The following is a 24814-nucleotide window of genomic DNA, read 5'->3' as shown; positions in this document are numbered from 1 at the left end:
CGACGTACAGGAAGTACTAGTGCAAGCGAAGCGACAGGACGTCGCGTCCTGAGCCTGCCGACGTACAGGAAGTACTAGTGCCACCGAAGCCGGCGGCTTGAGGCGGCCTTCGTCTCCGTGTTGTCCAGCTGCGAGTGCCATCGCTCGAGGACATAAGCCAACCGCTGCTGAAGGCAAACTACACCTTCTTCAGCGCCCGTCTTATGCTTGTCGCCGATAAGCAGGCACTCTCGCACTTCCTTATCCTTTATCTCGTCAGAGCACTCCAGTCTGTACGTCGATGAGCAAGGCGCTTGCGCTTTTCTTATTTACTTATCAAATAAGGAAGTACTATGCATTGGCTGCACTCTTGCCTTTGGATCGATGTAAGCTTTTGCGTTGCTGACGGCTGTCGGTGCTTCACCAAATCCAGTAGCAATCAATTTTACTTTTCCATCATATGTTGTGATGTCGCCGGCGGCATAGATTCCCGGAATGTTTGTTTCCATTTTGGAGTTGACAACAATGGAGTTCTTTTCAATCTCAATGCCCCAGTCCTTAATTGGTCCGAGTGATGAAACAAATCCGTAATTACAGATGAGAGCATCCAATTCGATTTCTTCCACGGCATCGCCTCTGACTTCCTGGATGACAAGCTTTTTGATAGATTCTTCATCACAAATAATGTCTGAAGCGGCAAAAGGTGTTTTGATTTCAACCGAAGATTCTTTCAGTTGGTTAACGCTGCTTTCGTGAGCACGGAATTTATCTCTGCGGTGGACAAGTGTCACCTTCTCAGCAATCGGTTCGAGCATCAATGCCCAGTCAACAGCGGAATCTCCTCCACCTAAGATGACGACTCTTTGCCCCTCGAACTTTTTCATGACATCTACAAAATAGTGTAGATTTTTGTCTTCGTATTGTTCAGCTTTTTCCACTTCAAGCTTTCTTGGCTGGAAGGCGCCGATTCCTGCAGTAATGATAATTGATTTGGAATAATGGATCTCTTTGTCTGTTGTCAGTTTAAAAGTTCCATCTTCCAGCTTTTCAACATTTTGGACGGATTGTCCAAGACAAATGGTTTGAGAGAATAGCTTAAGCTGCTCCTTTAGGTTGTTGACCAGATCCTGTGCCTTGATTTTTGGAAAACCGGCCACATCATATATATATTTTTCCGGATATAGGGCTGCCAATTGCCCCCCGAGTTGTGGAAGACTTTCTATCACTTTAACCGATGAATTCCTCATCCCAGCATAAAAGGCAGTGAACATCCCGGCAGGACCTGCCCCGATGATGGTCATATCAAAAACTTGCTGATCTTCTTTCAAAGAAAACCCCTCCTAAGTTCATAAACAACTTCATTATGTCATCCTAACACGTACCTATTGTGCCATACAATGCATAATCTTGTCATATAAAATGGCCTAGGGACAGCGGAAAAAAGCAGTGTAAACAGTTTTTATTTTGTAAATTTCAGAATTGTTATTCTTCCAAAAAACTGCTTGAAAAAAGAATATAAAAGCCATATGATGTATTGAGACATATGTCTATTTTTTGTGACATTTTTTTGCTTGTGTACGTGAAGTGCATCACATAATTTATTATTACTTTCCTAATATGCATTTCATCTGTACAAATGTTTAATAATAAGACGAAAAGGTGGAAGTGATTAGATTGAGAAAGCCAAAGATTGTAGTATTAGGCGCTGGTTACGGCGGATTAATGACAGTGACACGTCTTCAAAAACAGCTCGGAAGTAACGATGCCGACATTGTTTTAGTCAATAGAAATGATTACCATTATGAAACAACATGGTTGCATGAAGCTTCTGCCGGTACATTGTCTCCTGATCAGGTCCGTTATGATATTGCAAATGTTGTCGACAGAAGCAAAGTTAATTTCGTAAAAGACACCGCTTTAAAAGTTGATACTGAAGCTAAAACAGTCCAACTTGAAAAAGGGAATGAGCTTTCTTATGACTACCTCGTAATCGCTTTAGGTGGAGCTCCAGAAACATTTGGAATTCAAGGGCTTGATAAGTATGCATTTTCGATTACGAATGTAGATACAGCTAGACAAATCCGCGAACATATTGAATATCAATTTGCGACTTATAAAATTGATCAAAAACCTGAGCGCTTGACAATTGTTGTCGGCGGCGCCGGCTTTACAGGTATTGAATTCCTTGGAGAGATAGGCAACCGCATTCCTGAACTTTGTAAGGAATATGATATTGAAAAAGATATGGTGAAAGTAGTCTGTGTGGAAGCTGCTCCTACAGCTCTTCCTGGCTTCGATCCTGAGCTTGTTGCATATGCAACCGCATTGCTTGAAAGAAAAAATGTAGAATTTCGTATTGGTACTGCTATCAAAGAAGCAACTCAAGAAGGAATCGTTGTTGCTAAAGGTGAAGACGAAACAGAGGAAATCAAAGCTAGTACAGTGGTTTGGGCAGCGGGAGTGCGCGGCAACCCGATTATTGTGGAATCAGGCATTGAAAATATGCGTGGCAGGGTAAAAGTTGAGCCAGACCTTCGTGCACCTGGTTTATCCGATGTATTCGTTATTGGCGACTGCTCGCTCGTCATCAACGAAGAAATCAATCGCCCTTATCCACCAACTGCTCAAATTGCGATGCAGCAAGGTGAGTTTGTTGCAAATAATTTGGTAAACCTTCTTAACGGAAAAACACCAGTTAACAACTTTATTTTTGATAACAAAGGAACTGTTTGTTCCCTTGGTGATGATGATGCTATTGGTGTTGTCTTCGGCAAAAAGGTTACAGGAACAAAAGCTTCATTTATGAAGAAAATGATCGACAACCGTGCCCTTTATATGATTGGCGGTGTTCCGCTGACAATGAAAAAAGGGAAATTCAATTTGCTTAAGTAATGAGTAATGAAGGCAGAATCTATTTGGATTCTGCCTTTTTTAAGAGAATACATAGGGGAAAATCGTATCGTTTCTGGAAATTGCTTTTCATAGAAAGTGTGGGGGAGATGAGGATGAGCCAAGACCGAGGAAAGGTTTGGCTGGCCGTTTGTGGAGTGGTCATTGATCAGAATGGACGATGGCTTGTTGTGAAAAAAAAATACGGCGGAGCCAAGGGAAAGTGGACTTTACCTGCAGGATTTGTCGAACCTGGTGAAACGCTGGATGAAGCGGTTGAAAGAGAAGTACTTGAAGAAACAGGGATCATGTGTACGGTGGCTGGTCTGCTTGGCGTAAGGACAGGAGTATTGCAATCCTCTATCAGCGATAATATGATGATCTTTGCCTGCAACCCGAAAAATACAACGGTCCTCGTTCAAGAGAAAGAGCTTGAAGAGGCCTGTTGGATGACACCTGATAGTCTTCTTGATGACAAGCAGACCTCTGTTATGATTACGGAGCTAATAAAAGGAGGATACGGACCTCTTCAAAAAGAGATGAATGCCATTAACCCGGGCAATCAATTTGGGTATACAACATATAAATTATTTCTCTAAAAGGGTCCGATCAGTTTCGTTCTAATCCTTCCGAAGCTATAAGCCACATTTTCTGTGATGGCTGAAGAACTGCACTCTTCGAATAGTCTTATTTGCTCAGGCTAATCAAGACGCTTCTGATTTCTTCATAATTGTCATGAATTCGTCCGAGTCTTTGCATTGACGCTCTATCAACCATTCAGTAAACTTGGTATGAAAGTGAAATCGAGGGGGAAAACAGCTATGCCACTTCCAGTCCTGTTAATATCAATATTATTATTTTTTGTCCTATTTTTTGGGATTGGATTTTTACTTAATATGCTGCTGAGGATGACATGGATTATGGCGTTTATTTATCCGCTTGTCGCCATATTAATTGTGGATAAAGTGAAATTGCTAGATTATTTCACATCTCCATCAGCTTCTTTTTCAAGTCTGGGAACAAGTATTTCCAATCTTGCCGCAGCTGATTTGATCATTTTGTCAAGCGGTTTGGTAGGAGCTGTCGCAGCAGGCTTTACAATGCGGGTTTTGCGTAAAAAAGGATATCGAATGTTTTAATTTGTACAAACGCCTCAGGAATTTTATCCAGGCGTTTGTTTGCTTCTAACTTCATTCAGTAGAAGTCTCCTACTTCTGTAAGTGGTGAGATGAATGCCTGTTGGTATTCGATTAAGTGGGGGTTCAACCCCCGGCTGAATAAAGTTAAAGCCTCCGGCGGATGCCACAGATTTTATCGAGCGGAGCTCGATAAAATCTGGGCGCAAATACGCCAAGGCGTGTTTGATTGGGATAAGCTGACCTAAAGGCCTACTTTCGTCGCTTAAATCGTATCCTGGAATACTGGCTTCCTTTTTCCATTAAATGAATAAACCTCCTCAAAAGGGAAACAATAACCCTGAGAGGAGTGAATGAATGTTTACGCGTTACCTATATATCAGGAGATTATTGATGCTGCTTTTGTTTACAGCGGCAATAGGAGCAACGTTTGAATCGTTGTCGGGCATGGATTTAAGAACGACTGCCCAAATGATATTGTCAGATTCAAAAAAGTTGAAAGATGAGCCAGTATCTGATGCCATTCAAGTGGGGAAACTTGCTGAGGAAGAAACACGACCATTGGAGGAGGCATTCGATTGGTCTCGATATCCTGCGAAAAAGGTTGTTGCTACTGGATATACAGCGGGAGAAGAATCTACAGGAAAACAGCCTGGACATCCGTCTTATGGCATTACATACTCAGGGGTAAAAGTGAAAAGAGACTTATATTCAACAGTAGCGGCGGATCCAAAGGTATTTCCGATTGGCACCATTTTATTTATTCCGGGATATGGATATGGTGTCGTTGCCGATACAGGTTCAGCCATTAAAGGGAATAAACTCGATCTTTATTATGAAACTGTTGATGAAGTATATAGCAATTGGGGAAAACGAACGCTGGATGTACATATCATTAAAAGGGGATCCGGAAAAATAACGGAAGATGAATTGACTGCCCTGAATGAGGATGAGACAATGCAAGTGTTCAGGCAGTCTTATTTGAAAACAGAAGACTAGAATGAAGGGCTGACGGATAATTGAATCCGCAGCCTTTTTGGTGCCAGTACTATTCGACAAACTTCATTTAACTTCATTCAGCAGAAATCTCCCACTTCTATAAGTGGTGAGATGAATGCTATTGGTATTCCATTCAGTGGGGATTCAAACCCCGGCTGAATAAAGTTAAAGCCTCCGGCGGATGCCACAGATTTTCAGAGGGAATTTATCGAGCGGAGCTCGATAAATTCTGGGGGCAAATACGCCAAGGCGCATTTGATACCGTGGGAAGATGCTATGACACTTGGTGAACTAGCATTGCATGTTGCAGGATGGAATGATGTGTTCGTTTCAATGGTTAAGACGGAGGAATTAACCCCGCCAGACTTTCCTGAATATAAGACGATGGGAGACGTGCGCGAAACGGTAAAGGCGTTCACAGAAAAAACAAAGGCTGCATACGAATTATTGACTGATGCAGAGTTAGAGGACGAAAATAATTCATTGCATCCGAAACTTCAAGGTCCCAAAAAAAGATACCTTACTGCAATGTATGATCACGAGATTCACCATAAAGGTCAACTTTTTGTATACGCACGTATGGCAGGTGTCAAAGAAGTTCCGTTTTTTCGGTAATTTCCCTAGTCATCGTTCTTCGGTAGATGCAATTCCACAGCAAGAATTGTGTACTTTGTTAAGGGCGGGATTGAATAACAATGCCCCCTTAACATGGCACATATTAAGGGGAATAGAAATGAATTTGCCGAACAGACAGGAACTGGATGGAAGGCTGAAGTTTGTGAAGAGCCCGTGTGGAAAAATTTTTAATGATAAGGGCGGCAACGGCCGCTCTTTCATTATTTGAGCGACTTAATCATGATGGATGAGGTGCTTTCTCGGACATAACATCAAAAAGTATAAATGCTCTATGTTTTCTTCCATGAAAAAGCTGATGTGAACAAGCTTTATTCATCAATAAAGAATGGTAAAATAAAAGGAAATACATTTTGGTACTAGGAGCGATTATGGATATTCGAAAATTAAATATGGATGAAGAACCCCCCATGGATTTGTTGTTATTAGCTGATCCTTCTCAAAAACACGTTCAGGAATATGTGGAAAGGGGAGAATGCTTTATAGCCAAGATTGGCAGTGAAACTATTGGGGTGTATGTACTTCTTCCGACAAGGCCTGAAACGGTGGAGTTAGTGAATGTTGCCGTTTTGGAAGACCATCATGGCAGAGGAATTGGGAAACAATTAGTGATGAATGCTATTCAAATAGCAAAATCAAAAGGTTACAAAACAATAGAAGTAGGTACTGGAAACTCAAGCATAGGGCAATTGGCTTTTTACCAAAAATGTGGTTTCAGAATTACTGGTGTTGATATAGACTTTTTTATTAGGCGCTACACAGAAGAGATTTTTGAATCTGGAATACAATGCAGAGATATGGTCCGCTTATCTCAAGATTTATAACAATTAACTTCATTCAGCAGGATTCTCCCACTTCTATAAATGGTGAGATGAAAGCATATTGGTAGGTATTCCATTCAGTGGGGGTTCAACCCCCGGCTGAATAAAGCTAAAGCCTCCGGCAGATGCCACAGATTTTCAGAGGAAATTTATCGAGCGGAGCTCGATAAAATCTAGGGGTAAATATGCCAAGGCGCATTTGATCAGTCAATACAGGATTTTTCACCTATGTTTTAACTGAAAAGGAGTTTTGTTATGGTTAAAAGGTTTTCTATAGTGTTTTTGACTATGGTATTAGCTGTCATCGCTGTATTATTAGCCGCTAAAAATCCAACAGGGCCTAATACTGTCTCGTTCGATGAGCCAGCAATTTTATGGTTATCTATTGGAATAATAGCAGTACTATTTTTACCACCTTTAATTTTATCATTCTTTAATAATCTTGCTGTGAAAATTATTTCTGCGATTTATCAAGCATTTATAGTTCTTAGTTTTATCGTTCTTGTCCCAGTAGGTTTTATAGTTCCTGGTCTTTGGGTAACTGTTATTGGTGTTGTAGGTACTATTGTTAGTATTTGTAGTATTATCGTTACTATTTCAGTAGGATTTAAAAAAAGAAATTTAGTTACTAATTAAAAAAATGGATCTGATTTTAATCAGATCCATTTCTGTGTTTGAGCGTGTCTTTTGAAAAGGGTGGAACTAGTTTCTTCTTTTTTGGATAATTTAACTTCATTCAGCAGAAATCTCCCACTTCTGTAAGTGGTGAGATGAAAGCATATTGGTAGTCCATTCAGTGGGGGTTCAAACCCCGGCTGAATAAAGTCAAAGCCTCCGGCGGATGCCGCAGATTTTCAGAGGAAATTTATCGAGCGGACCTCGATAAAATCTGGGCGCAAATACGCCAAGGCGCATTTGATTGCATGATCTTGTAATGTGATGTGGCCTAGGTTTAATTACAGGTTCAAAAAATAATAAAGAATAAGTGCGAGTCCGATTCCAGTCAATCCTCCAAAAAATACTTCCACTGGTTTATGTCCAAGCAACTCTTTTAATTCATCCCTTTTTTCATGTTCGGGTTTTTCAGGCCAATCCTTTGCCTCTTCTATAAAACGCTGAAAGTCAGAAGTGAGCTGATTTAAAACAATCGCATGTTCTCCAGCCTGTCTTCGTACTCCTGTTGCATCGAACATAACAATTATGGCAAATACAGCAGATACAGCGAATAATGGTGACCCAAGTCCTTCCTGGAGAGCAATCCCGGTAGAAAGGGCAGCTACTGCTGCAGAGTGGGAACTGGGCATTCCACCTGTAGAAGTCAGCAAGGACCAATCCCATTTTTTTGTAACGATGAAATGAAGGGGAACTTTCACAAATTGAGCAAAGAAGATTGCTGTGAGAGCAAACCAAAGAGGGAAATTTAAAAACAGATCCATCAATTGACATCCTTTCTTGTTGAGGAAACAATAAAACACCTAATATTTTTGATTGTTTTATTATGTATGCTATGTCTAGCTCTGACGGACAGCATGTCGCGTCCGGAGCTTAACGCCACAGATGCGGTTTTTGAAGCGGCCGAGTGTTCCCAGCTGCGACGCAAAGGAAGGGCAATGCAGGTGAAGCGATAGGACGAGGGTGTCCTTGCTAGTCTAGTGTCAAAGGATAAAAGGGCTTTTGAAGACAAAGCACGCTTTCTTCAGCTCTTGTCTAGCTAGCAGGTAACTTTCGCACTTCCTTATCACTTGGCCTTGTCGAAAGCATTCCAGTCTGTACGAGTGACATTCGCTTTTGTTCTTATTGACCATTCTTTTTCTATATTACCACAACAGTTTAAAAAGAAATCATCCTTTTAGAAAACTCGAAAGCCTTGAATGTTTCCTCTATAATTTTAACAAAAGGAGTGGTTCGCAAATGTTTTATATTTCAAATGAAAATCCATATGAGAGTGAACAGGAATGCATGTTGATCGGTTTGCTGGATCAGCCGGAAAAGTTTTTAGAAGGATTGAAGCAGCTTGATGATGCGTTTCAGGGGAAACTGACAGAGCTTGTTAAAACAGGTGATATTTCTGCCAAATATAAATTAGTCACGGTCTTACATAGTTTAGGCAATACTCCTGTTAAACGATTTATTTTTATCGGGTTAGGCAAAGAAAAGGAGCTGACAGTTGAAAGGCTGCGGGAAGCGGTCGGAAAGGCTTCCAAGAAATTAAAAGATTTACGAGTGAAATCATTTTCCATCGCCTTGGACACATTTATCGCAGGAGACATTTCTGCTGAAAAAGCCGCCTGGACTGTGAGTGAAGCCTATACCATGGCGGCATATGAATTTGCCGGCTATAGGAAAAAATCCAATAAACCAGAAGTTATTATTGATACCATAACTGTTTTTACAAATGAAGATAAAAAGAAAATCGACCCTGCTGTGAAGACAGGATGGGTATTCGGTACAGGGGTAAACCATGCAAGAACGCTTGTAAATACACCAAGTAACCTGTTGCAGCCTTCTGATTTGGCTGCATACGCTGCTAAATTGGCAGATGAATATGGCTTTGAAATAGAACTTTTGGAAAAAGAGGAAATTGAGAAGCTTGGAATGGGAGCATTCCTTGCGGTAAATCAGGGGTCCGAAGAACCGCCATTTATGATTGTATTGAAGTACCAAGGAAAAGCGGACTGGACGGATGTTCTCGGGCTGGTAGGAAAAGGGATAACATTTGATACTGGCGGTTATTCTATCAAGCCGAAGGATGGAATAGTCGGGATGAAAACGGATATGGGTGGTGCAGCTTCTGTACTGGGAGCAATGGAAGTGATTGGCCGTATCAAGCCTGAAAGGAATGTAGTTGCAGTCATTCCAGCCACTGATAATGTGATCAGTGAAAAAGCATTCAAGCCGGACGATGTAATCACATCAATGAACGGAAAAACAATTGAGGTGTTGAATACAGATGCGGAGGGGCGCCTCGTTCTGGCGGATGCGGTCACGTATGCGAAAATGCATGGTGCGGACCGCTTGGTGGATGTGGCTACTTTGACCGGCGGAGTCATCATTGCACTCGGTCTTGATAAAACGGGAGCAATCACGAATAATGAGGAATTTTATCAAGAAGTGAAAGAAGCGTCTAACAAAACTGGAGAGTTTATCTGGCCATTGCCTTACACAGAAAATGATAAGAAAAGGGTACGTTCCAGCAAGATTGCCGATTTGAATAATTCTCCTGGTAGGGAAGGGCATGCTATCATGGGTGGAGCGTTCATCGGGGAATTTGTGGAAAATACTCCGTGGGTTCACTTGGATATTGCTGGAACTGCAACATCCGACGGGGAAAGCGATCTCGGGCCTTCAGGAGCTACCGGAGTGATGGTACGGACTCTCGCCATGCTTGCAATAGGAGAAAACACGCAAGGATAATGGACGGAACGGGCTTGTTTGTATGAAATTTGCCCATGTCATCTGTACATTTGCCGCATACACAAGTATAGAGGAGCTTTGAGCTCTTATATAAAAGGAGGCTACCTGTATGATGTACTATCGAAATGTGGACCCTTATGCCGAAAGCCGCTTTTTCTTCGGCGCTCCCTTACTAGGCGGTTTTATCGGCGGTTTAATAGGAGGCGGTATCGGTGCCGGTATCGGGAACGCTATATTCAGGCCCCGTCCATTTTATCCCTATGGCCCGGTACCTTACGGGGGAGCCCCGTTTGGCTATGGTGCACCTTACGGATATGGAGCGCCATTCGGATCCCCATATTTTTGATTTATAACTGTCGATTGGCAGTCTTATGATATCTTATTTGCCCATCGGTAAAAAAGCCGGAGGGCTTCTTCTTTTAAAAAAGGATTATATCGGTATAGAATTTAAGAATGAGAATATATTTGGGGGACTCCAGATGAGACATATAGGATTGCATCAATCTTTGGGAATAGAACTCGTTGAAATTGGAGATGGAAGAGTTACAGCAACAATGCCAGTTGATGAACGTACAAGGCAACCTTATGGATATTTACATGGCGGCGCATCTGTTGCATTGGCGGAAACGGCGGCTAGCGTTGGGACTGCTGCCTTGATTGACCTTGAAAAAGAGGTGTGCTTTGGTTTGGAAATCAACGCCAATCACGTACGCCCTAAAAGGGGCGGTCTGGTGACAGCCATAGCCGAGGCAGTACATCGTGGGAAAACCACCATGGTTTGGGATATTCGGATAAAGGATGAAGAAAATCGCCTAATTTGTATCTCGAGATGTACAGTGGCCATCGTGCCTAAAGAACTGCCCAGCCAGGAATAGGCAATGCCACGGTAAGAATTAGCCCTGGATGCTAAAAAAGACTGTACGAAGGAAAAATGGATTATGACATGAGATTACAGATTTTAGGTTATGGCAAAGATGATTGACCGAGAGTTAGTGAATCAAAGACTTCGCTGAATTTTCACCAGCAGCATTTTGGTTCCCAGCTACATCACAAAATGTAAATCTAGTTATAGTCTGGGAAAGAGTGTGCCATTTTGGCACAAATACGATTGCTGTTTATAGGAGAGTAGAGCAGCTGTATGGTTAACAATACAAGTCTTCCATTTTATAGTGGGTTTTTTTGAAAGATAAAGTATAAGTTTTTTAGGTTTAACTTTATTCAGCAGAAGTCTTCCACATTTGTAAGTGGTGAGATGAATGCATATTGGTATTCCAATCAGTGGGGGTTCAAACCCCGGCTGAATAAAGTTAAAGCCTCCGGCGGATGCCACAGATTTTCAGAGGAAATTTATCGAGCAGAGCTCGATAAAATCTGGGCGCAAATACGCTAAGGCGCATTTGATCTTCATTCAGCAGAAGTCTCCCACTTCTGTAAGTGGTGAGATGAATGCCTATTGGTATTCCATTCAGTGGGGGTTCAAACCCCGGCTGAATAAAGTTAAAGTCTCCGGCGGATGCCACAGATTTTCAGAGGAAATTTATCGAGCGGAGCTCGATAAAATCTGGGCGCAAATACGCCAAGGCGCATTTGATCATTTTGAACAAAGTGCTTTGTTGTCCAGCTCCAGCGCCTATCGTCGCCGTGTTGTCTGGCTGTGACGCACAGGGATGTGCTAGTGCAGGCGAAGCGGCAGGATGTTGCTGCTTGAGCCAGCCGGGTGCAATCGGCGTAAGGATTAAGCCAAGCGCTGCTGAAGGCAAACTACGCCTTTCAGCAGCGCTCGTCTAGCTTTGCGATAAGCAGGCACTCTCCAATTATCTCGTAAGAAGCACTCCAGTCTGCACATCGATGATCAAGGAGCCTGCGTTTTTCTTATCCCTAGCAATAAACTCATCACTTGATATAATTTAATTACATGCTTTTTGGAAGGGTGGAGGTAAGGGTGAGGAAACTGGAACATGGATTGACCCATACACATGAAGAAGATTTTATAAATAGGGATTTGGCAACACTTTCTAAGGCAATCCGAAATAAACAACTATCACCGGTTAATGTAACGAATCAGCTGCTGAAAAAGATTAAAGAAGAGGATGGACGGTTCAATTCTTTGATCACTGTGACAGCCGAAGAAGCGATGGAGCAGGCGAAAAAGGCTGAACGTGAAATCAAGGATGGAGAATTAAGAGGCCCCCTTCATGGAATTCCCATTGCAATAAAAGATAATATCTATACTGAGGGTATTACAACTACAATGGGCTCAGCCATTTTTAAAGAATATACCCCTGACCACGATGCTACGGTGATAAAAAAGCTGAAAGAAGCCGGTGCGATTTTTTTAGGGAAATTGAATATGCACGAAGTGGCTTATGGGACATCGGGAGACCGATCGTTTGTAGGACCTGTTAAAAATCCCCACAACACTAATAAAATTACAGGAGGCTCCAGCAGTGGTTCAGGAGCTGCTTTAGCTGCTTCGTTTTGTTTTGGAGCGCTTGGAACAGACACAGGAGGATCTATTAGGATTCCAGCTTCATTTACCGGGATTGTTGGAATGAAGCCGACATTTGGAAGAGTGAGCAACTTTGGTGTTTTTCCTCTTGCTTGGACACTTGATCATGTCGGACCAATGAGTAAGACCGTTCGTGACAATGCTATTTTAATGAATGTGCTGGCAGGATATGATGAAAACGATCCGTATTCAATCGATATACCAACAGAAGACTACACCGCATTAATCGGAACGGACATAAAAGGAGCGGTAATAGGAATTCCTTCAGGAGATTTCTTCAAGGGAGTGGATTCGGAGGTTGAGGAGCATTATCTAAAGGCGATTAAAAAGCTTGAAGAAGCTGGTGCAGAAATCAAATCGGTTAACCTTCCTGATATGGAGGAAATACTTGCTGCATTTAGGACAACTTTAACAAGCGAAGCCTATACCCTCCATGAAAAAAGGTTGCATGATTATTCAAGTGAGTGGGATGACGAAGTCAGGGCACGTTTGTTCACAGCTCAAGATACGCATGCTACACAATATATAGCGGCACAGCAAATCAAAAAACAAGCTATCAGGGGTTTTGAGAAGATTTTTACAGAGGCAGATATCATTGTTACTCCAACTGTCCCCATTCTCCCAGTAGATATCGGCCAGCGTGAAATCACTATGAACGGTTCAACCATTCATAGCAGTCAGGTACTTAATCGATTTACCGGTCCGTTCAACCTAACAGGTTTGCCAAGTCTATCCATGCCATGCGGCTCTTCGGAAACTGGACTTCCAATCGGGATTCAACTGATCGGAAAAGCTTTCGATGAGGCGAATATTTATCGCTTTGCCTCGTTGTTGGAGCAGCCTTGATAAAAAAAATGATCCCGCCCATAAGCCTTTTACCGGTTATAGGCGGGATATCTATTTGTCTCTTTTCAAATCATCTTGTACACTTCGTTCCGACAATTTGATTCCAGTATTATATGCTGCCCGGCTGATTACATGTCCTGCAACAGGAGCGGTAACGAATATCAGAACGATTCCGAGCAAAATGCGAGAATGAATGACACCTTCATGGTGGTAAAAGAAAAGAAGGGCACCTATCAAGGTGGACATCACTCCAAGCGTTGTTGATTTAGAGGCGGCATGGTTTCTAGTGTATACGTCCGGAAGTCTCATGACTCCAAAAGAAGAAACAAGGCTTAAAACCATACCAATCAGTATGAACACGGCTATGATGATTTCAGCGGTTACGCTCATATTCAACGATGACTCCTTTCTCTAGGAATTTCGAGAAAGCTACTGTTCCGATGAAAGAAAGAATTCCCAGAAGAAGGATGACATCAAGATAGGCGCTTGTCGCAAGCAGCATTGACATGAGTGCCGTAATAGCAATCAAATTGATTCCCATGGAATCCAATGCAATAACCCGGTCTGGAGTTGAGGGGCCTTTAATTAAACGAATTAATAGTATGAAGGAAGACACCGCAAACCCTAACAGAGCTATTTTGATTATGATTTCCAGCATCAGCGGCTCACCTCCATAATTGCCTTTTCAAATGAACTCCTTATATCCTCAATCGCTTCTTCTGCATCTTCTATATCCATGGCGTGCACATAAAGAATTTTATTATCTGAGGACACATCCACTACAAGTGTCCCTGGCGTCAATGTAATCAAATTCGCCAGTAAAGTGACTTCCCAATCCGATGTCAGCCTTGTTTCCATTGCAAAAATTCCTGGTTGGATATCGAGCTTCGGACTTAGCACCACTTTCAGCACAGCCAGATTAGATAATAGCAGCTCCCTTAGAAAGATTAGCATTAGCTTGATAATGGAAAAGAGGCGATATACATAAAATCTTGATGAAAAAAATCTGCGCATAAAAAATATGACAAGCGCGCCAAGCAGATATCCAACGATAAAAGTGGACAATTCCATCGAGCTTTCAAAAAACATCCACGTAACAGCAAGCAAAAAGTTCAGTAGTATTTGAAATGCCAAGGGACACTCTTCCTCCTTTGCGTGGTCATTCCGAAATTTATTTAACATGATGATCGAGCCCCGATTGACAGGAAGTCCAGATGAAGTGACAGACTGTCGCGTTCTGAGCCTGCCAAAACCCCAGGCCGTGGTGATTTGAGGCTAGCCAGCCCCTAGTTCAGTACGAATTGGGTTAACCCTTTTCACTTCATAGGGAATGGGGTCTTGTTTTCTTTCAAGGATCAAGGCGCTTGCGCATTTCCTAAAACAGCATCGATGTACACAGTTGGATCGATCAATACTTCAACAGCTTGAGTTATGTACATATTCATCCATTCAGAGAAGACCCCATACGAAATGGATGATATGACGAGAATGATAATCGGAAATAACATGCTTCCGATCTTTAACTCCGGCTTCTTCATACTACCTGAAGGATCGCCCCAAAATCCGTTGATGAACACTCGCATCAGTGAATAGAGAACGAACAGGCTGGACATCAAGATAATCAAGGCTCCCACAAGATCTCCTTTTGAAAAACCGCCACTCACAATCAGAATTTTACCGACAAATCCGCTGAGCGGCGGGATTCCGGCGAGAGCCAGCACAGAGATGAAAAAGGACCATCCCAGCAGCGGATAATGTTTGATCAATCCACTGAATTTCGTATAATCGGTGGAGCCGGTAATAAAAACGATGAGCCCCACCAAAAGGAAGAGTACTGCCTTGATGAGCATGTCATGAATAAGGTAAAAAACAGAGCCAGTGAGGGCGTCAGCATTCATTGCTCCGATCCCGTAAGTGATGACCCCGATGGCAATGATAATGTTATAGATAACAATCTTTTTCATATCTTTATAGGCTATGGCCGCAATCGATCCGAGAACAACAGTGATTAATGACAGGATGGTCAATATTTCATGGGTGAACCCTGTATCATGGTAGAAAAACAGTGTATAGGTCCTTAAAATGGAGTAGACTCCCACTTTCGTAAGCAGTGCTCCGAACAATGCCATAATCGGAGCGGGCGGTGCATAATACGCACCAGGAAGCCAAAAGAACAGCGGAAAAATGGCTCCTTTCAGGCCGAACACGATGAGGAAGAGGACAGCAAGGACCGTTAAAATAGCAGGCTGATCCACTTCGGCAATCCGCTGTGAAATATGCGCCATGTTCAGTGTCCCGACAATGGAATACAAATAGGCGACAGCAATGACAAATAAAGCCGATGAAGTAATATTCACCAAAATATATTTGATCGATTCTCGAAGTTGGATTTTGGTTCCTCCAATCACTAGGAGGACGTATGAAGACATGAGCATGACCTCGAAAAAGACAAACATGTTAAATATATCTCCCGTTGTAAAGGCTCCATTCACCCCCACAACAAGGAATTGGACAACAGGATAGTAGAAGCTGCTTTCCCTTTCCTTTCCAATGGACCGAAACGAAAAAAGGATGCAGCAAAGTGTAATCAGGGACGTAGCTGTCACAAGAAGAGCAGACAGCATATCGGATACAAGTGTGATTCCAAAAGGTGCCTCCCAGCTTCCTAGGTTCACTGTCTGGATCCCCTCATTGTAAACCGTACGAATAAGAATAATGGATACCGCCAGGCCTCCTGCCGCTGCGATTATGGAAATCCACCGTTGGACAACAATATCTTTCTTGAAGAAGATTAATATAACGGCAGCTACGAATGGAATGATGATGGGTAATATGAGCAAGTTAATCATTTATTCTGTCCCTCTCATCTCGTCTATGTTATCTGTCCCCAGCTCCTGGTAAGCTCTGTAGGCCAGAACTAGGAAAAAGGCTGTCACGCCAAAGCTGATGACAATCGCTGTTAAGATCAATGCTTGCGGAATAGGGTCTGTATAAGCCTTCGCCTGTTCACCAAGAAGAGGCACAGTCCCTTTTTTTAAGCCGGCCATTGTCAAAAGCATCAAATGAGCCCCGTGGCTTAATAGACCAGTTCCGATGATGATGCGGAGAAGGCTTTTAGATAACATTAGATAAACGGCACTCGCGAATAAGAAGCCGATTAATACTGACATGAATATTTCCATTATTCTCCCTCCCCAATCGTTTGGATAATGGTCATTGTTGAGCCGACGACAGCTAAATATACTCCTATATCAAACAATACCGCAGTATTGAGGTGTAACTCGCCAAGGATTGGAATGGTTAATTCACCAAATGCATGTGTTAGAAATGGAACATCGAAAAGAAAAGAACCAAGTCCGGTTCCAACCGCGAACAATAGTCCGACAGCCACCGTTATTTTAAAATCGATTGGCAGGCTGTTAGCGACTGTCTTTATATCATAAGCGAGCAGCAGTAGAACGATAGCTCCTGAGGTCAGGAGCCCGCCAACAAAACCGCCGCCTGGATTGTTATGCCCGGCAAAAAATATATGAAGGGCGAACATCAAAATGATGAAGGAAACAATTTTAGTCACCGTCTGTAAGATGATGTCATTCGTTTTCACAGGTCTTCCCTCCTAGACAGGCGGAGCTTAATCATGCCGTAAATACCGAGGGCTGCGATGCCGAGAACGGCAATTTCAAACATGGTATCAAATCCCCTAAAGTCGACAAGTATGACATTGACCATATTGAATCCGCCTGCTTTTTCCGCGGTATTTTCAACATAGTATTGAGAGATTGATTCAAATAGCCTATTGCTTAATGCTGAAAAGGCGATGATCGTAACAATCACTCCGACGCCTGCTGCTACAAGAGCATTTGTCAGTTTGAAACCGATCCGTTCCTCTTTACGGTTGATTTTTGGCAAGTGATAAAATGCGAGCAAAAATAACGCGACGGAAATAGTTTCAATGACAAGCTGTGTTAACACAAGATCCGGCGCTCTGAACAGCACAAAGAATAGTGCGACAGTATAGCCAACGGCTCCCAAAGCAATAATCGACGTTAATCTTGATTTGGCTACTAGAATTGTTATAGATGCACCAAAAATAATGATCCCGAGCACCACTTCATATAACCCAATGGGCGCCAAGCCTTCTGTCGTAAAGGAAAAGGCATCTTTTCTTATGATAGAAAACGTCAGTATTCCGACAAAGGAAATAAGGATATAGATCATGTACGTTCGGATGGATCCGTTCATATAAGAATTAGTCAGACCGCGGGATCCGCTTTCAGCCCGAATAAGACCTTGGTCATAAAAATAGTTAATTGACAGTTTCTCCGGAAACCGCCTATATATTTTTCCCCATGTGGGCAGTGTCACATATAAGAAAGCTCCAAAAATAATGATGCCTATTGTCATATACAATTCGGGAGTAAAACCGTGCCAAAAGCTGATGTGCGAATTGTATTCCTGCCCTGCATCAATTAGTACTGGCGCGATGGCTTTAGCCGCTGGCTCGATGATGGATGCCGAAAGGATGTTTGGAAAAAATCCGAATACAACGACAAGCGCTCCCAAAATAATAGGTGGGAGAAGCATGCCAAATGGTGCTTCATGCGGCTTCTTTTCCAGTTTTTCCGGTTTAAAGTCTCCAGTGAACGTTTTAAACAGAAGCAGCATGCTGTAAACAAATGTAAAGACACTTCCAATCCAAGCAATTACAGGAAACAATACACCCCACGTTTCCATGTTGAAAATATCAAGCGAAATTACATTCACCATGGCTGCCAAAAACATTTCTTTGCTCAAAAATCCGTTAAAAGGAGGCAGTCCGGCCATGGAAAAGGTTCCGATCAATGCGATAGTGAAAGTGATGGGCATAATCTGCATCAAACCGCCAAGCTTCCTTATATCGCGTGTACCTGTTTCATGGTCCACAATCCCAACAACCATGAACAGGCTGCCTTTGAAAGTAGCGTGGTTGATCAAATGAAATACGGCGGCAAAAGTAGCGGCCATATATAAATTGTCATCCAAAAAACTGTAATGGAGAGCAGCAGCTCCTACTCCAAGAAGAGACATGATCAATCCGAGCTGACTCACTGTTGAATAGGCCAAAATTGCTTTTAAATCAGTTTGCTTTACTGCGTTAAAAGAAGCCCACGTTAAAGTGAAAATACCGAAACCGGCCACAAGCCAGAACCATGTTCCCTGTGCTGCAAAAATCGGGCTTAAACGGGCAACCAGGTAGATGCCGGCTTTTACCATTGTTGCTGAATGGAGGTAGGCGCTTACCGGAGTTGGTGCTTCCATTGCATCTGGCAGCCAAATATGGAATGGGAACTGAGCGGATTTCGTGAAAGCCCCTAATAAAACTAAAACTAATGCAGGGATAAAAAATGGATCAGCAGTTATATCCGATGTCATGGAGACGATCTCCCTGATACTGAAGGTGCCTGTCATCAAATAGAGAAGCAGGAAGCCTCCAAGCATTGCCAATCCTCCGAAAACAGTAATCAGCATGGACTTTTGTGCCCCATAACGTGAACGTTCTTTATGGTACCAATAACCAATCAAAAGAAATGAAGAGAAGGAAGTAAGCTCCCAAAAGGTATAAAGGACGATCAGATTGTCCGAAAGAACCACACCAAGCATGGCCCCCATGAACATGAGTAAATAGACGTAAAAACTCCCCAAATCCTCCTTTTCTTTTGAAAGATAATAAATGGAATAAAGAGCAACTAATGAGCCGATGCCTGTAATCAGCAAGGCGAATAATAAACTGAGCCCATCTACATAGGCAGTAAAATTGATGCCAAGTGAAGGAATCCAATCTATAGTTTCTTGTATTTCATAGTCTCGAATATCTGACAAAAACTGCAAAAAATAAATGAATAGGATGATGGATAGACCGAAGACGAACCAGCCTGTGTGTATGAGGCGCAATCTTTTAAATAGAAACGGAATGAAAATTGCAAACAGCAGTGGTGCAAAGATTGCAATATGTAAAAGTGACAAAACATCTCCCCCTTCAGTTCCATATAAACCTGAAATGTCACAAATATTGACTCACAGAAATTATAGCGTAGTTATTTACCTGTTTCATGGCTGTCAGTTGAAAAGCATTTTTTTGCTTCTGAAGATATTAAATAGGTAGAGATGCATCTGACTATCTGAAAATGTCATAAAATGTTCACAAATAAAAAAGGGGAATTTCACCGGAAATTGCAGATATATTGACAAAAAAAGAAGCATCTTTTTTTAGGATGCTCCCCTTTTCTTTAAGCAATTAATAAAGTATAAAATTAGATGAAATATTTTGTTCACATTAAGGTTTAATATGTCTAGCTACAGGCGCCATCGGCTCGAGGTCACAAGTCAAATTGCTGTGGTGGCTGAAGAACTGCCTCCTCGCAATTCGCCTTGTGCTTGTCGCCTAAGCTGCGCGCCTTTCGCTTTTCTTTAATATATTTCCTTTATTTTTGCCTCGCTTTGTTTAGCGCTCCACCATAACACTCCGAAAGCCAGAAGAAATAAAAATCCGGTTACGTAAAAAACGGAGGAAATGCCTATATATCCTGACAAAACACCGCCGATTACCGGGCCAACCACATTACCCAGGAATCGGAAACTTTGATTATAACCAAGGACTTCTCCTTGAAGCTCAAAAGGTGCTTCGGTTCTAATGTAAGCCGTAATGCATGGAAGCATTCCACCGACAGCCATTCCAAAAAGGAATCTCAAAATAACCAGCTGCCAAAGATCCGTGACAAGAGCTTGTGGAACGATCAGCACAGCGGACAGTACGAGCAAAATCATCAATACTTTATCAAAACCGATTTCATCGCCAAGTTTTCCCCATTTCCTCGTGAGAAGCAAGTTGCCGAATCCTGTTGCTGAAAAGGCAAGTCCGGATAAAAAGGCGACACTGTCCGCTTTTGTCAGTTGACTTACATAAAGAGAGAGGAGTGGCTGTATGCTGAATAATCCTGCTTGGACTATGAACGCAATTGCCATGACGCTAACAAGCATCCTTCGCTGTAAAATTAGCTGGATGACAGCTTTTCTAGAAGGTCTTTCTTTTACTTTGTTCAAACCGTTTGACTTTTCAACAATTCCAAAAATCACGACCATCGTCGCTAGAACAATTGACAAGGAAGTGATGATAAACGTATATTGGAAGCCGAATGAATCTGCCATTACTCCACCGATAAGGGGGCCGAAAAGAGTTCCGGATACAGTCCCCATCTGTAAGGTTCCGAGCGTCTCACCCGCTTCTTTTTTCGGTGTTTGTTTCGCGATGAGCGCGATGGAAGTTGGAATGAAACCAGTGACAATTCCCATAACCAGCCTCAATAAAAAAAGTCCATGAACGTGATGCATGAACCCCATTAAGAAAATACTTGATGCAATTCCGAGGCCGTTAATGATCAAAATCGGCTTGAATCCGTATTTATCCCCAATTCGTCCCCAAATAGGAGACATAAAAAAAGCTGTGACAAATGTAACTCCGAAAATAAAACCTGACCAACGCTGAACATATTCGGCGCTGAAGTCTCCGAATGTACTGATATACAACGAAAGAAAAGGCAATACCATCGTCATACTGGCCGCAATAATAAAATTGCAGATCCACATGATCCATAAATTGCGTTTCTCGATACTGATAATAACACCTTCTCATTGTTATTTATTTCGTGTATCTAAATATAGTATACTTTAGTTGTTAAAATATTCAACTTAGACGCATGCTGGGTGGACATTCTCCGAAACCATGAAAAAAAGCCGAATCGACAGATTCAGCTTTTGGCAATGTTCGGCCATTCAATGCCATACATTAATTCATATTCGGGAATTAAAATTTTTAAGGCTTCAAGACTGCGTTTGCTGAAGGGATTTTCAGGTTTGGAGGCCAGTTCATCATGGAGTTTTTGCACTGCGTCCTGCAAACTGTCTTCGTACTTGGGAATATCATCTTCATATGGCCGAACCATATTGGATGGAACCTGGATCTGTTCTCGAAAGGCATGGGCTTTCCTTTCATGAAAGAAAGGGACTTCCACTTCTCGCGGATGATGGAGATTGCCTTGCATCGGATGTTTTAAAACAGCCAGTACACGCACAATACAGACATCTTGCTGGACCTTAGTAAGTTCTCCTATGTACGCCCCTGTTTTTCTAAAAGCTCTGACAATTTGTCCATTTTCCATGTAATGATCACCTCTATGTTACTATTATGGCTGACATATGGTCAAAATGAAAGAATGATGATTTTTCAGCTTATATACTGTAAAGTAATCAATGGAGGTTTGTAAGTTGAAAAAGTGGAATCTTTTAATGATTTGTTGGATAATTTTCTTTTTGGCGGCCGGATGTGGCCAAAAAGAAAAAATAGAAAAGAGAAAAGGAGATATAAACATGTCAGAACAAGTTGCTTACCCGCAATTGACAACAGAAGTTGCAGAAAATGAGAAAGTCGTTCAAATGAATACGAATCTTGGATCAATCAAAATAAAATTGTTCCCTGAACAAGCTCCTAAAACAGTGGAAAACTTCATAAAGCACAGTAAAGATGGATATTATAATGGAATCATTTTTCATCGTGTTATCAAAGATTTCATGATCCAGGGCGGTGACCCGACCGGTACAGGAAGAGGCGGAGAAAGCATTTACGGCCAACCTTTCGAAGATGAATTTTCTGTGGACCTTTTCAATCTTCGCGGAGCACTTTCAATGGCAAATGCTGGACCGGGAACAAACGGCAGCCAATTTTTTATCGTCCAAAACAGCCATATGGATCCTGGAATGAAGGGGCAAATGGAGAGGGCTGGTTTTCCGAATGAAATCGTCGATGCTTATATGGAACATGGCGGAACACCGCATCTTGACCATCGCCATACAGTTTTTGGACAAGTCATCGAGGGCATGGATGTCGTTGACAAAATTGCCAATGTAAAAACAGGCATGGCAGACAAGCCGGTCGAAGATGTTGCAATCGAAAGTATCGATATCATTAAAGAATAATGTTCGGAAGGTGTTTGCACAACGAATGAGCGATTTCGCACGATTATCTCAGATTTCGCTCAATTGAGAGAGGGCAGAGGCTTGTCCCAAAGTTTTACGCATATTTTGATAAAGCCGCCGCTTGGCGGCTTTCACACTTTTGCCACCTTTCCTCTATTGGAAGTGATGCTGTTATATGGGTATAATGAAAGTAATGCAATCAAGAGGAAGGGATGTTTAACGTGCTGTCCATATTACAGTCATTTGTATTATACATGCCGTTTTTATATTTTCCGGAAGACAAATCGGAATATATTCCAGCAGCTATTTCAATGGCCATTTTTGGCGTAGCCTGTGTTTTGACTTTTATCGTGATCAAAAAAGTATCAAAGAAGCAGGAACTAAAAACGAAAGAGATCGAAGAACAGATTAATCGCGAAAGAAACAGCAAGCACAAGCACATATAAGCACCATATTGGTGCTTTTTTTTATCGAATTGGGCGGCATAAAAAAGCCCTCCATGGTAAATTTATTTACCATGGAGAACCCAGCATATAAAAAGTATCCTATTGTTCAATCCAAATCAATGGGAGAGGTTTTCATTTGAAAACGAGAAACTGCTTATGTTTTTCAATGTAGGTGAACTTTGAACGAGGGTACAGTTTATTCACTACAGATGGCTTTGAGTACTCTGTACACCCTCTGTCATCCCTGAATAAACCTTCTGCGCAATGGAAAGAATGGGAAAAAAGAGGCAGGAGGGAGACTATGAGAATACTGGGCTTTATGATCTTTGCTTTTTTTATTTTGGCAGGATGTATGAATCAGCCGCCAAAGAAATTTGATGTGGATATGAAAAATTCGGATGGCGATTCGATTGGAAAAATCAATTTTGAAGAGCAGGCAAAGGGGATAAAACTGAAAGGCGAATTAAAAGGACTGCCTGCGGGTGAGCTTGCCATGCATATCCATGAAAAAGGAACATGTGAGCCGCCAGATTTTGAATCAGCAGGAGACCATTTTAATCCGGATAAAAAAGAGCATGGTTTGCTCAATCAAAAGGGATCGCATGCAGGAGATTTGCCGAATCTCATAGTGGACGAGGACGGTACAGCCAAGGTGAATATGACAGCGAATGCTGTCACCTTTGAGGAAAAGAAAACCTCTCTTTATACAAAAGACGGGACTTCGCTTGTTATACATGAACAAGCTGATGACGGAATGTCTCAGCCCGCCGGAAGCTCAGGGTACAGGATAGCCTGTGGGGAAATAACGAAAAACAAAAAGCCGGCGAAATAAAGATGGGGAAAAAGAACGTTCTTAGAAAATAAAAAAGGGCCGTCATACAAAATCAATTTTTATGATTTTCTTGACAACCCCTGTCAAACTTATTTGCCTAATGCCATTTGGAGCCTTTTCACGCCTTCAATCACTGTTTCTTTAGGGCATGCTACATTCATCCGGACAAAACCTTCTCCTCCAGGACCGTAGGCATGCCCGAAATTCAAAGCTAGTTTTCCTTTTTCTAGAATGCGCTTCTTTAGTTCTGCATCAGAAAGTCCGAGTTTGCGGCAGTCGATCCAAACGAGGTAGGTCCCTTCAGGATCAATCACATCTAAATCAGGAAGCTGAGAACTGATTGTTTCTTTCACATAATCAATGTTGGAACGGATATATTCCAAAACTTCATCAAGCCAAGCACCCCCATGCCTGTATGCGGCCTCCATTGCAATCGAGCCGAATGTATTCAGCATGGAAAAGCCGTCGCTTGCCTGAACAGCCGCTATTTTCGTTCGCAGTGTTTTATTGGGTACCACCATAAAAGAAGCCTGAACTCCAGCCAGGTTAAAGGTCTTTGTCGGAGCCATGAATGTCAAGGTGATGTCGGCAAATGACTCATCTAATGAAGCAATTGGAATATGCTTATGAGGTGCTGGGACAAGATCAGCGTGAATTTCATCAGAAGCGATCAATACATTATATTTCTTGCAAAGCTCTGCTATTTTGATCAATTCTTCCTTTTCCCAAACTCTTCCAGCAGGATTGTGCGGACTGCTTAATAATAACATTTTCACTCCGCTTCCGAGTTTCTTTTCGAAATCGTCGAAATCAATTTCATAGCGTCCGTTTTTCAAAATAAGCTGTGAAATAGCCACCTCTCTTGAATTTCTTTCAATCATATGGAAAAAAGGTGTGTACACAGGTGACTGGACCAGAATTTTATCGCCGGGCTCAGTAAATGCCTGAATGGCTGTATGTACGGATGGAATGACGCCGGGACTGTATAGCAGCCACTCAGGTTTGATGCTCCAGTCGTGGCGTGTGTTTGTCCAATCGCAGATTGCTTCGTTTAAACTTTCAGTGACGATTGTATAGCCGAATATTCCATGATCCACTTTCTCTTTTAAAGCATCACTAACTTCCTTTGGTGGGCGGAAATCCATATCTGCTACCCACATGGGGAGAAGGTCTTCCCTGCCGAATAGATTTTTCATGCCGTCCCATTTTAGGGACCGAGTATTTTTTCGGTCGATGTTTTCATTAAAGTTAATCAATCGTCGAACACCTCTCCTGCTCATTTTAGCCCCAATTATAGCTAT

The 24814-nt window shown here is 42.1% G+C and carries 29 protein-coding genes; 17 read left to right on the top strand and 12 right to left on the bottom strand.

Features of this window, described 5'->3' with window-relative positions:
• Positions 1-308: 308 nt before the first annotated feature.
• Positions 309-1307 (bottom strand): NAD(P)/FAD-dependent oxidoreductase, encoded by a 999-nt coding sequence (locus tag D5F11_RS14800; RefSeq protein ID WP_120116894.1) that lies wholly within the window; start codon positions 1305-1307, stop codon positions 309-311.
• A gap of 346 nt (positions 1308-1653) precedes the next feature.
• On the opposite strand from D5F11_RS14800, the gene D5F11_RS14795 reads away from it, so the two are divergent.
• The 8 genes from D5F11_RS14795 to D5F11_RS14765 all read left to right on the top strand — a co-directional run bounded on the left by D5F11_RS14795 (position 1654) and on the right by D5F11_RS14765 (position 7093).
• On the top strand, positions 1654-2871 hold the full coding sequence (locus D5F11_RS14795) for an NAD(P)/FAD-dependent oxidoreductase (protein WP_120116893.1): 1218 nt from the start codon (positions 1654-1656) through the stop codon (positions 2869-2871).
• 107 nt (positions 2872-2978) lie between these two features.
• Positions 2979-3467, top strand: a complete 489-nt coding sequence (locus tag D5F11_RS14790) for an NUDIX domain-containing protein (RefSeq protein ID WP_120116975.1) — start codon at positions 2979-2981, stop codon at positions 3465-3467.
• A 222-nt stretch (positions 3468-3689) separates the two neighbouring features.
• Positions 3690-4007 (top strand): YuiB family protein, encoded by a 318-nt coding sequence (locus D5F11_RS14785; RefSeq protein ID WP_120116892.1) that lies wholly within the window; start codon positions 3690-3692, stop codon positions 4005-4007.
• Between the two features lie 89 nt (positions 4008-4096).
• Positions 4097-4252: a hypothetical protein gene (locus D5F11_RS26560; protein WP_185830716.1), complete on the top strand. Its 156-nt coding sequence runs from the start codon at positions 4097-4099 to the stop codon at positions 4250-4252.
• A gap of 145 nt (positions 4253-4397) precedes the next feature.
• The gene (locus D5F11_RS14780) at positions 4398-5003 is read left to right on the top strand and encodes a 3D domain-containing protein (protein WP_120116891.1); all 606 of its coding nucleotides are present in this window, start codon (positions 4398-4400) and stop codon (positions 5001-5003) included.
• Positions 5004-5258: 255 nt separating this feature from the next.
• Positions 5259-5618: a DinB family protein gene (locus D5F11_RS14775; protein WP_280519754.1), complete on the top strand. Its 360-nt coding sequence runs from the start codon at positions 5259-5261 to the stop codon at positions 5616-5618.
• Positions 5619-6007: 389 nt separating this feature from the next.
• A complete protein-coding gene (locus D5F11_RS14770; RefSeq protein WP_120116889.1) occupies positions 6008-6460 on the top strand; it encodes a GNAT family N-acetyltransferase in 453 nt (150 codons plus the stop codon).
• Positions 6461-6712: 252 nt separating this feature from the next.
• Positions 6713-7093, top strand: a complete 381-nt coding sequence (locus D5F11_RS14765; RefSeq protein ID WP_120116888.1) for a hypothetical protein — start codon at positions 6713-6715, stop codon at positions 7091-7093.
• A 320-nt stretch (positions 7094-7413) separates the two neighbouring features.
• Here D5F11_RS14765 and D5F11_RS14760 read toward each other — a convergent pair whose 3' ends face one another.
• Complete coding sequence (locus D5F11_RS14760) at positions 7414-7893, bottom strand: divergent PAP2 family protein (protein ID WP_120116887.1); 480 nt, start codon at positions 7891-7893, stop codon at positions 7414-7416.
• Positions 7894-8368: 475 nt separating this feature from the next.
• Here D5F11_RS14760 and D5F11_RS14755 point away from each other — a divergent pair, with 475 nt between their 5' ends.
• From D5F11_RS14755 to D5F11_RS14735, 6 genes are all read left to right on the top strand, one after another.
• A complete protein-coding gene (locus D5F11_RS14755; RefSeq protein ID WP_120116886.1) occupies positions 8369-9871 on the top strand; it encodes a leucyl aminopeptidase in 1503 nt (500 codons plus the stop codon).
• 109 nt (positions 9872-9980) lie between these two features.
• A complete protein-coding gene (locus D5F11_RS14750; RefSeq protein ID WP_120116885.1) occupies positions 9981-10217 on the top strand; it encodes a hypothetical protein in 237 nt (78 codons plus the stop codon).
• Positions 10218-10350: 133 nt separating this feature from the next.
• The gene (locus tag D5F11_RS14745) at positions 10351-10746 is read left to right on the top strand and encodes a hotdog fold thioesterase (RefSeq protein ID WP_120116974.1); all 396 of its coding nucleotides are present in this window, start codon (positions 10351-10353) and stop codon (positions 10744-10746) included.
• A gap of 377 nt (positions 10747-11123) precedes the next feature.
• Entirely contained in the window at positions 11124-11261 is a 138-nt protein-coding gene (locus D5F11_RS26555) for a hypothetical protein (protein WP_185830714.1), read from the top strand.
• A gap of 52 nt (positions 11262-11313) precedes the next feature.
• The gene (locus D5F11_RS14740; RefSeq protein WP_120116884.1) at positions 11314-11529 is read left to right on the top strand and encodes a hypothetical protein; all 216 of its coding nucleotides are present in this window, start codon (positions 11314-11316) and stop codon (positions 11527-11529) included.
• A 284-nt stretch (positions 11530-11813) separates the two neighbouring features.
• Positions 11814-13226: an amidase gene (locus tag D5F11_RS14735; RefSeq protein WP_120116883.1), complete on the top strand. Its 1413-nt coding sequence runs from the start codon at positions 11814-11816 to the stop codon at positions 13224-13226.
• A 51-nt stretch (positions 13227-13277) separates the two neighbouring features.
• Here D5F11_RS14735 and mnhG read toward each other — a convergent pair whose 3' ends face one another.
• The 9 genes from mnhG to kapB form a co-directional block, all read right to left on the bottom strand.
• Positions 13278-13616: a monovalent cation/H(+) antiporter subunit G gene (gene mnhG, locus D5F11_RS14730; protein ID WP_120116882.1), complete on the bottom strand. Its 339-nt coding sequence runs from the start codon at positions 13614-13616 to the stop codon at positions 13278-13280.
• Entirely contained in the window at positions 13600-13884 is a 285-nt protein-coding gene (locus D5F11_RS14725) for a Na(+)/H(+) antiporter subunit F1 (RefSeq protein ID WP_120116881.1), read from the bottom strand. Before D5F11_RS14725 ends, mnhG begins: the two co-directional genes overlap by 17 nt.
• Positions 13884-14360, bottom strand: coding sequence for a Na+/H+ antiporter subunit E (locus tag D5F11_RS14720; RefSeq protein WP_120116880.1), 477 nt, complete (start codon positions 14358-14360; stop codon positions 13884-13886). The genes D5F11_RS14725 and D5F11_RS14720 overlap by 1 nt, the downstream gene beginning before the upstream one ends.
• Positions 14361-14581: 221 nt before the next feature.
• Complete coding sequence (locus tag D5F11_RS14715; RefSeq protein WP_120116879.1) at positions 14582-16075, bottom strand: Na+/H+ antiporter subunit D; 1494 nt, start codon at positions 16073-16075, stop codon at positions 14582-14584.
• Positions 16076-16408 carry a Na(+)/H(+) antiporter subunit C gene (locus tag D5F11_RS14710; RefSeq protein WP_120116878.1) on the bottom strand — a complete coding sequence of 111 codons (333 nt, stop codon included), beginning with the start codon at positions 16406-16408 and terminating at the stop codon, positions 16076-16078.
• The gene (locus D5F11_RS14705; protein ID WP_120116877.1) at positions 16408-16830 is read right to left on the bottom strand and encodes a Na(+)/H(+) antiporter subunit B; all 423 of its coding nucleotides are present in this window, start codon (positions 16828-16830) and stop codon (positions 16408-16410) included. The genes D5F11_RS14710 and D5F11_RS14705 overlap by 1 nt, the downstream gene beginning before the upstream one ends.
• Positions 16827-19229 (bottom strand): Na+/H+ antiporter subunit A, encoded by a 2403-nt coding sequence (locus D5F11_RS14700; RefSeq protein ID WP_120116876.1) that lies wholly within the window; start codon positions 19227-19229, stop codon positions 16827-16829. Before D5F11_RS14700 ends, D5F11_RS14705 begins: the two co-directional genes overlap by 4 nt.
• Positions 19230-19673: 444 nt before the next feature.
• Positions 19674-20879: an MFS transporter gene (locus tag D5F11_RS14695; RefSeq protein WP_120116875.1), complete on the bottom strand. Its 1206-nt coding sequence runs from the start codon at positions 20877-20879 to the stop codon at positions 19674-19676.
• Positions 20880-21010: 131 nt separating this feature from the next.
• On the bottom strand, positions 21011-21421 hold the full coding sequence (kapB, locus tag D5F11_RS14690) for a kinase-associated lipoprotein KapB (protein WP_120116874.1): 411 nt from the start codon (positions 21419-21421) through the stop codon (positions 21011-21013).
• A 208-nt stretch (positions 21422-21629) separates the two neighbouring features.
• Between kapB and D5F11_RS14685 the strand changes: the two genes are divergently transcribed.
• The 3 genes from D5F11_RS14685 to D5F11_RS14675 all read left to right on the top strand — a co-directional run bounded on the left by D5F11_RS14685 (position 21630) and on the right by D5F11_RS14675 (position 23513).
• Positions 21630-22235 (top strand): peptidylprolyl isomerase, encoded by a 606-nt coding sequence (locus D5F11_RS14685; protein ID WP_120116973.1) that lies wholly within the window; start codon positions 21630-21632, stop codon positions 22233-22235.
• A gap of 212 nt (positions 22236-22447) precedes the next feature.
• Entirely contained in the window at positions 22448-22681 is a 234-nt protein-coding gene (locus tag D5F11_RS14680; protein WP_185830713.1) for a hypothetical protein, read from the top strand.
• 301 nt (positions 22682-22982) lie between these two features.
• A complete protein-coding gene (locus tag D5F11_RS14675) occupies positions 22983-23513 on the top strand; it encodes a superoxide dismutase family protein (protein WP_120116873.1) in 531 nt (176 codons plus the stop codon).
• An 89-nt stretch (positions 23514-23602) separates the two neighbouring features.
• Here the strand turns inward: D5F11_RS14675 and D5F11_RS14670 are convergent, their stop codons facing one another.
• Positions 23603-24766: a MalY/PatB family protein gene (locus tag D5F11_RS14670; protein ID WP_244861999.1), complete on the bottom strand. Its 1164-nt coding sequence runs from the start codon at positions 24764-24766 to the stop codon at positions 23603-23605.
• Positions 24767-24814: the final 48 nt, after the last annotated feature.

Origin of the sequence: Siminovitchia terrae, from assembly GCF_003605405.2 — a bacterium.
Taxonomy (GTDB): domain Bacteria; phylum Bacillota; class Bacilli; order Bacillales; family Bacillaceae_C; genus Siminovitchia; species Siminovitchia terrae.
This window is presented reverse-complemented; position numbering and strand designations above follow the sequence as displayed.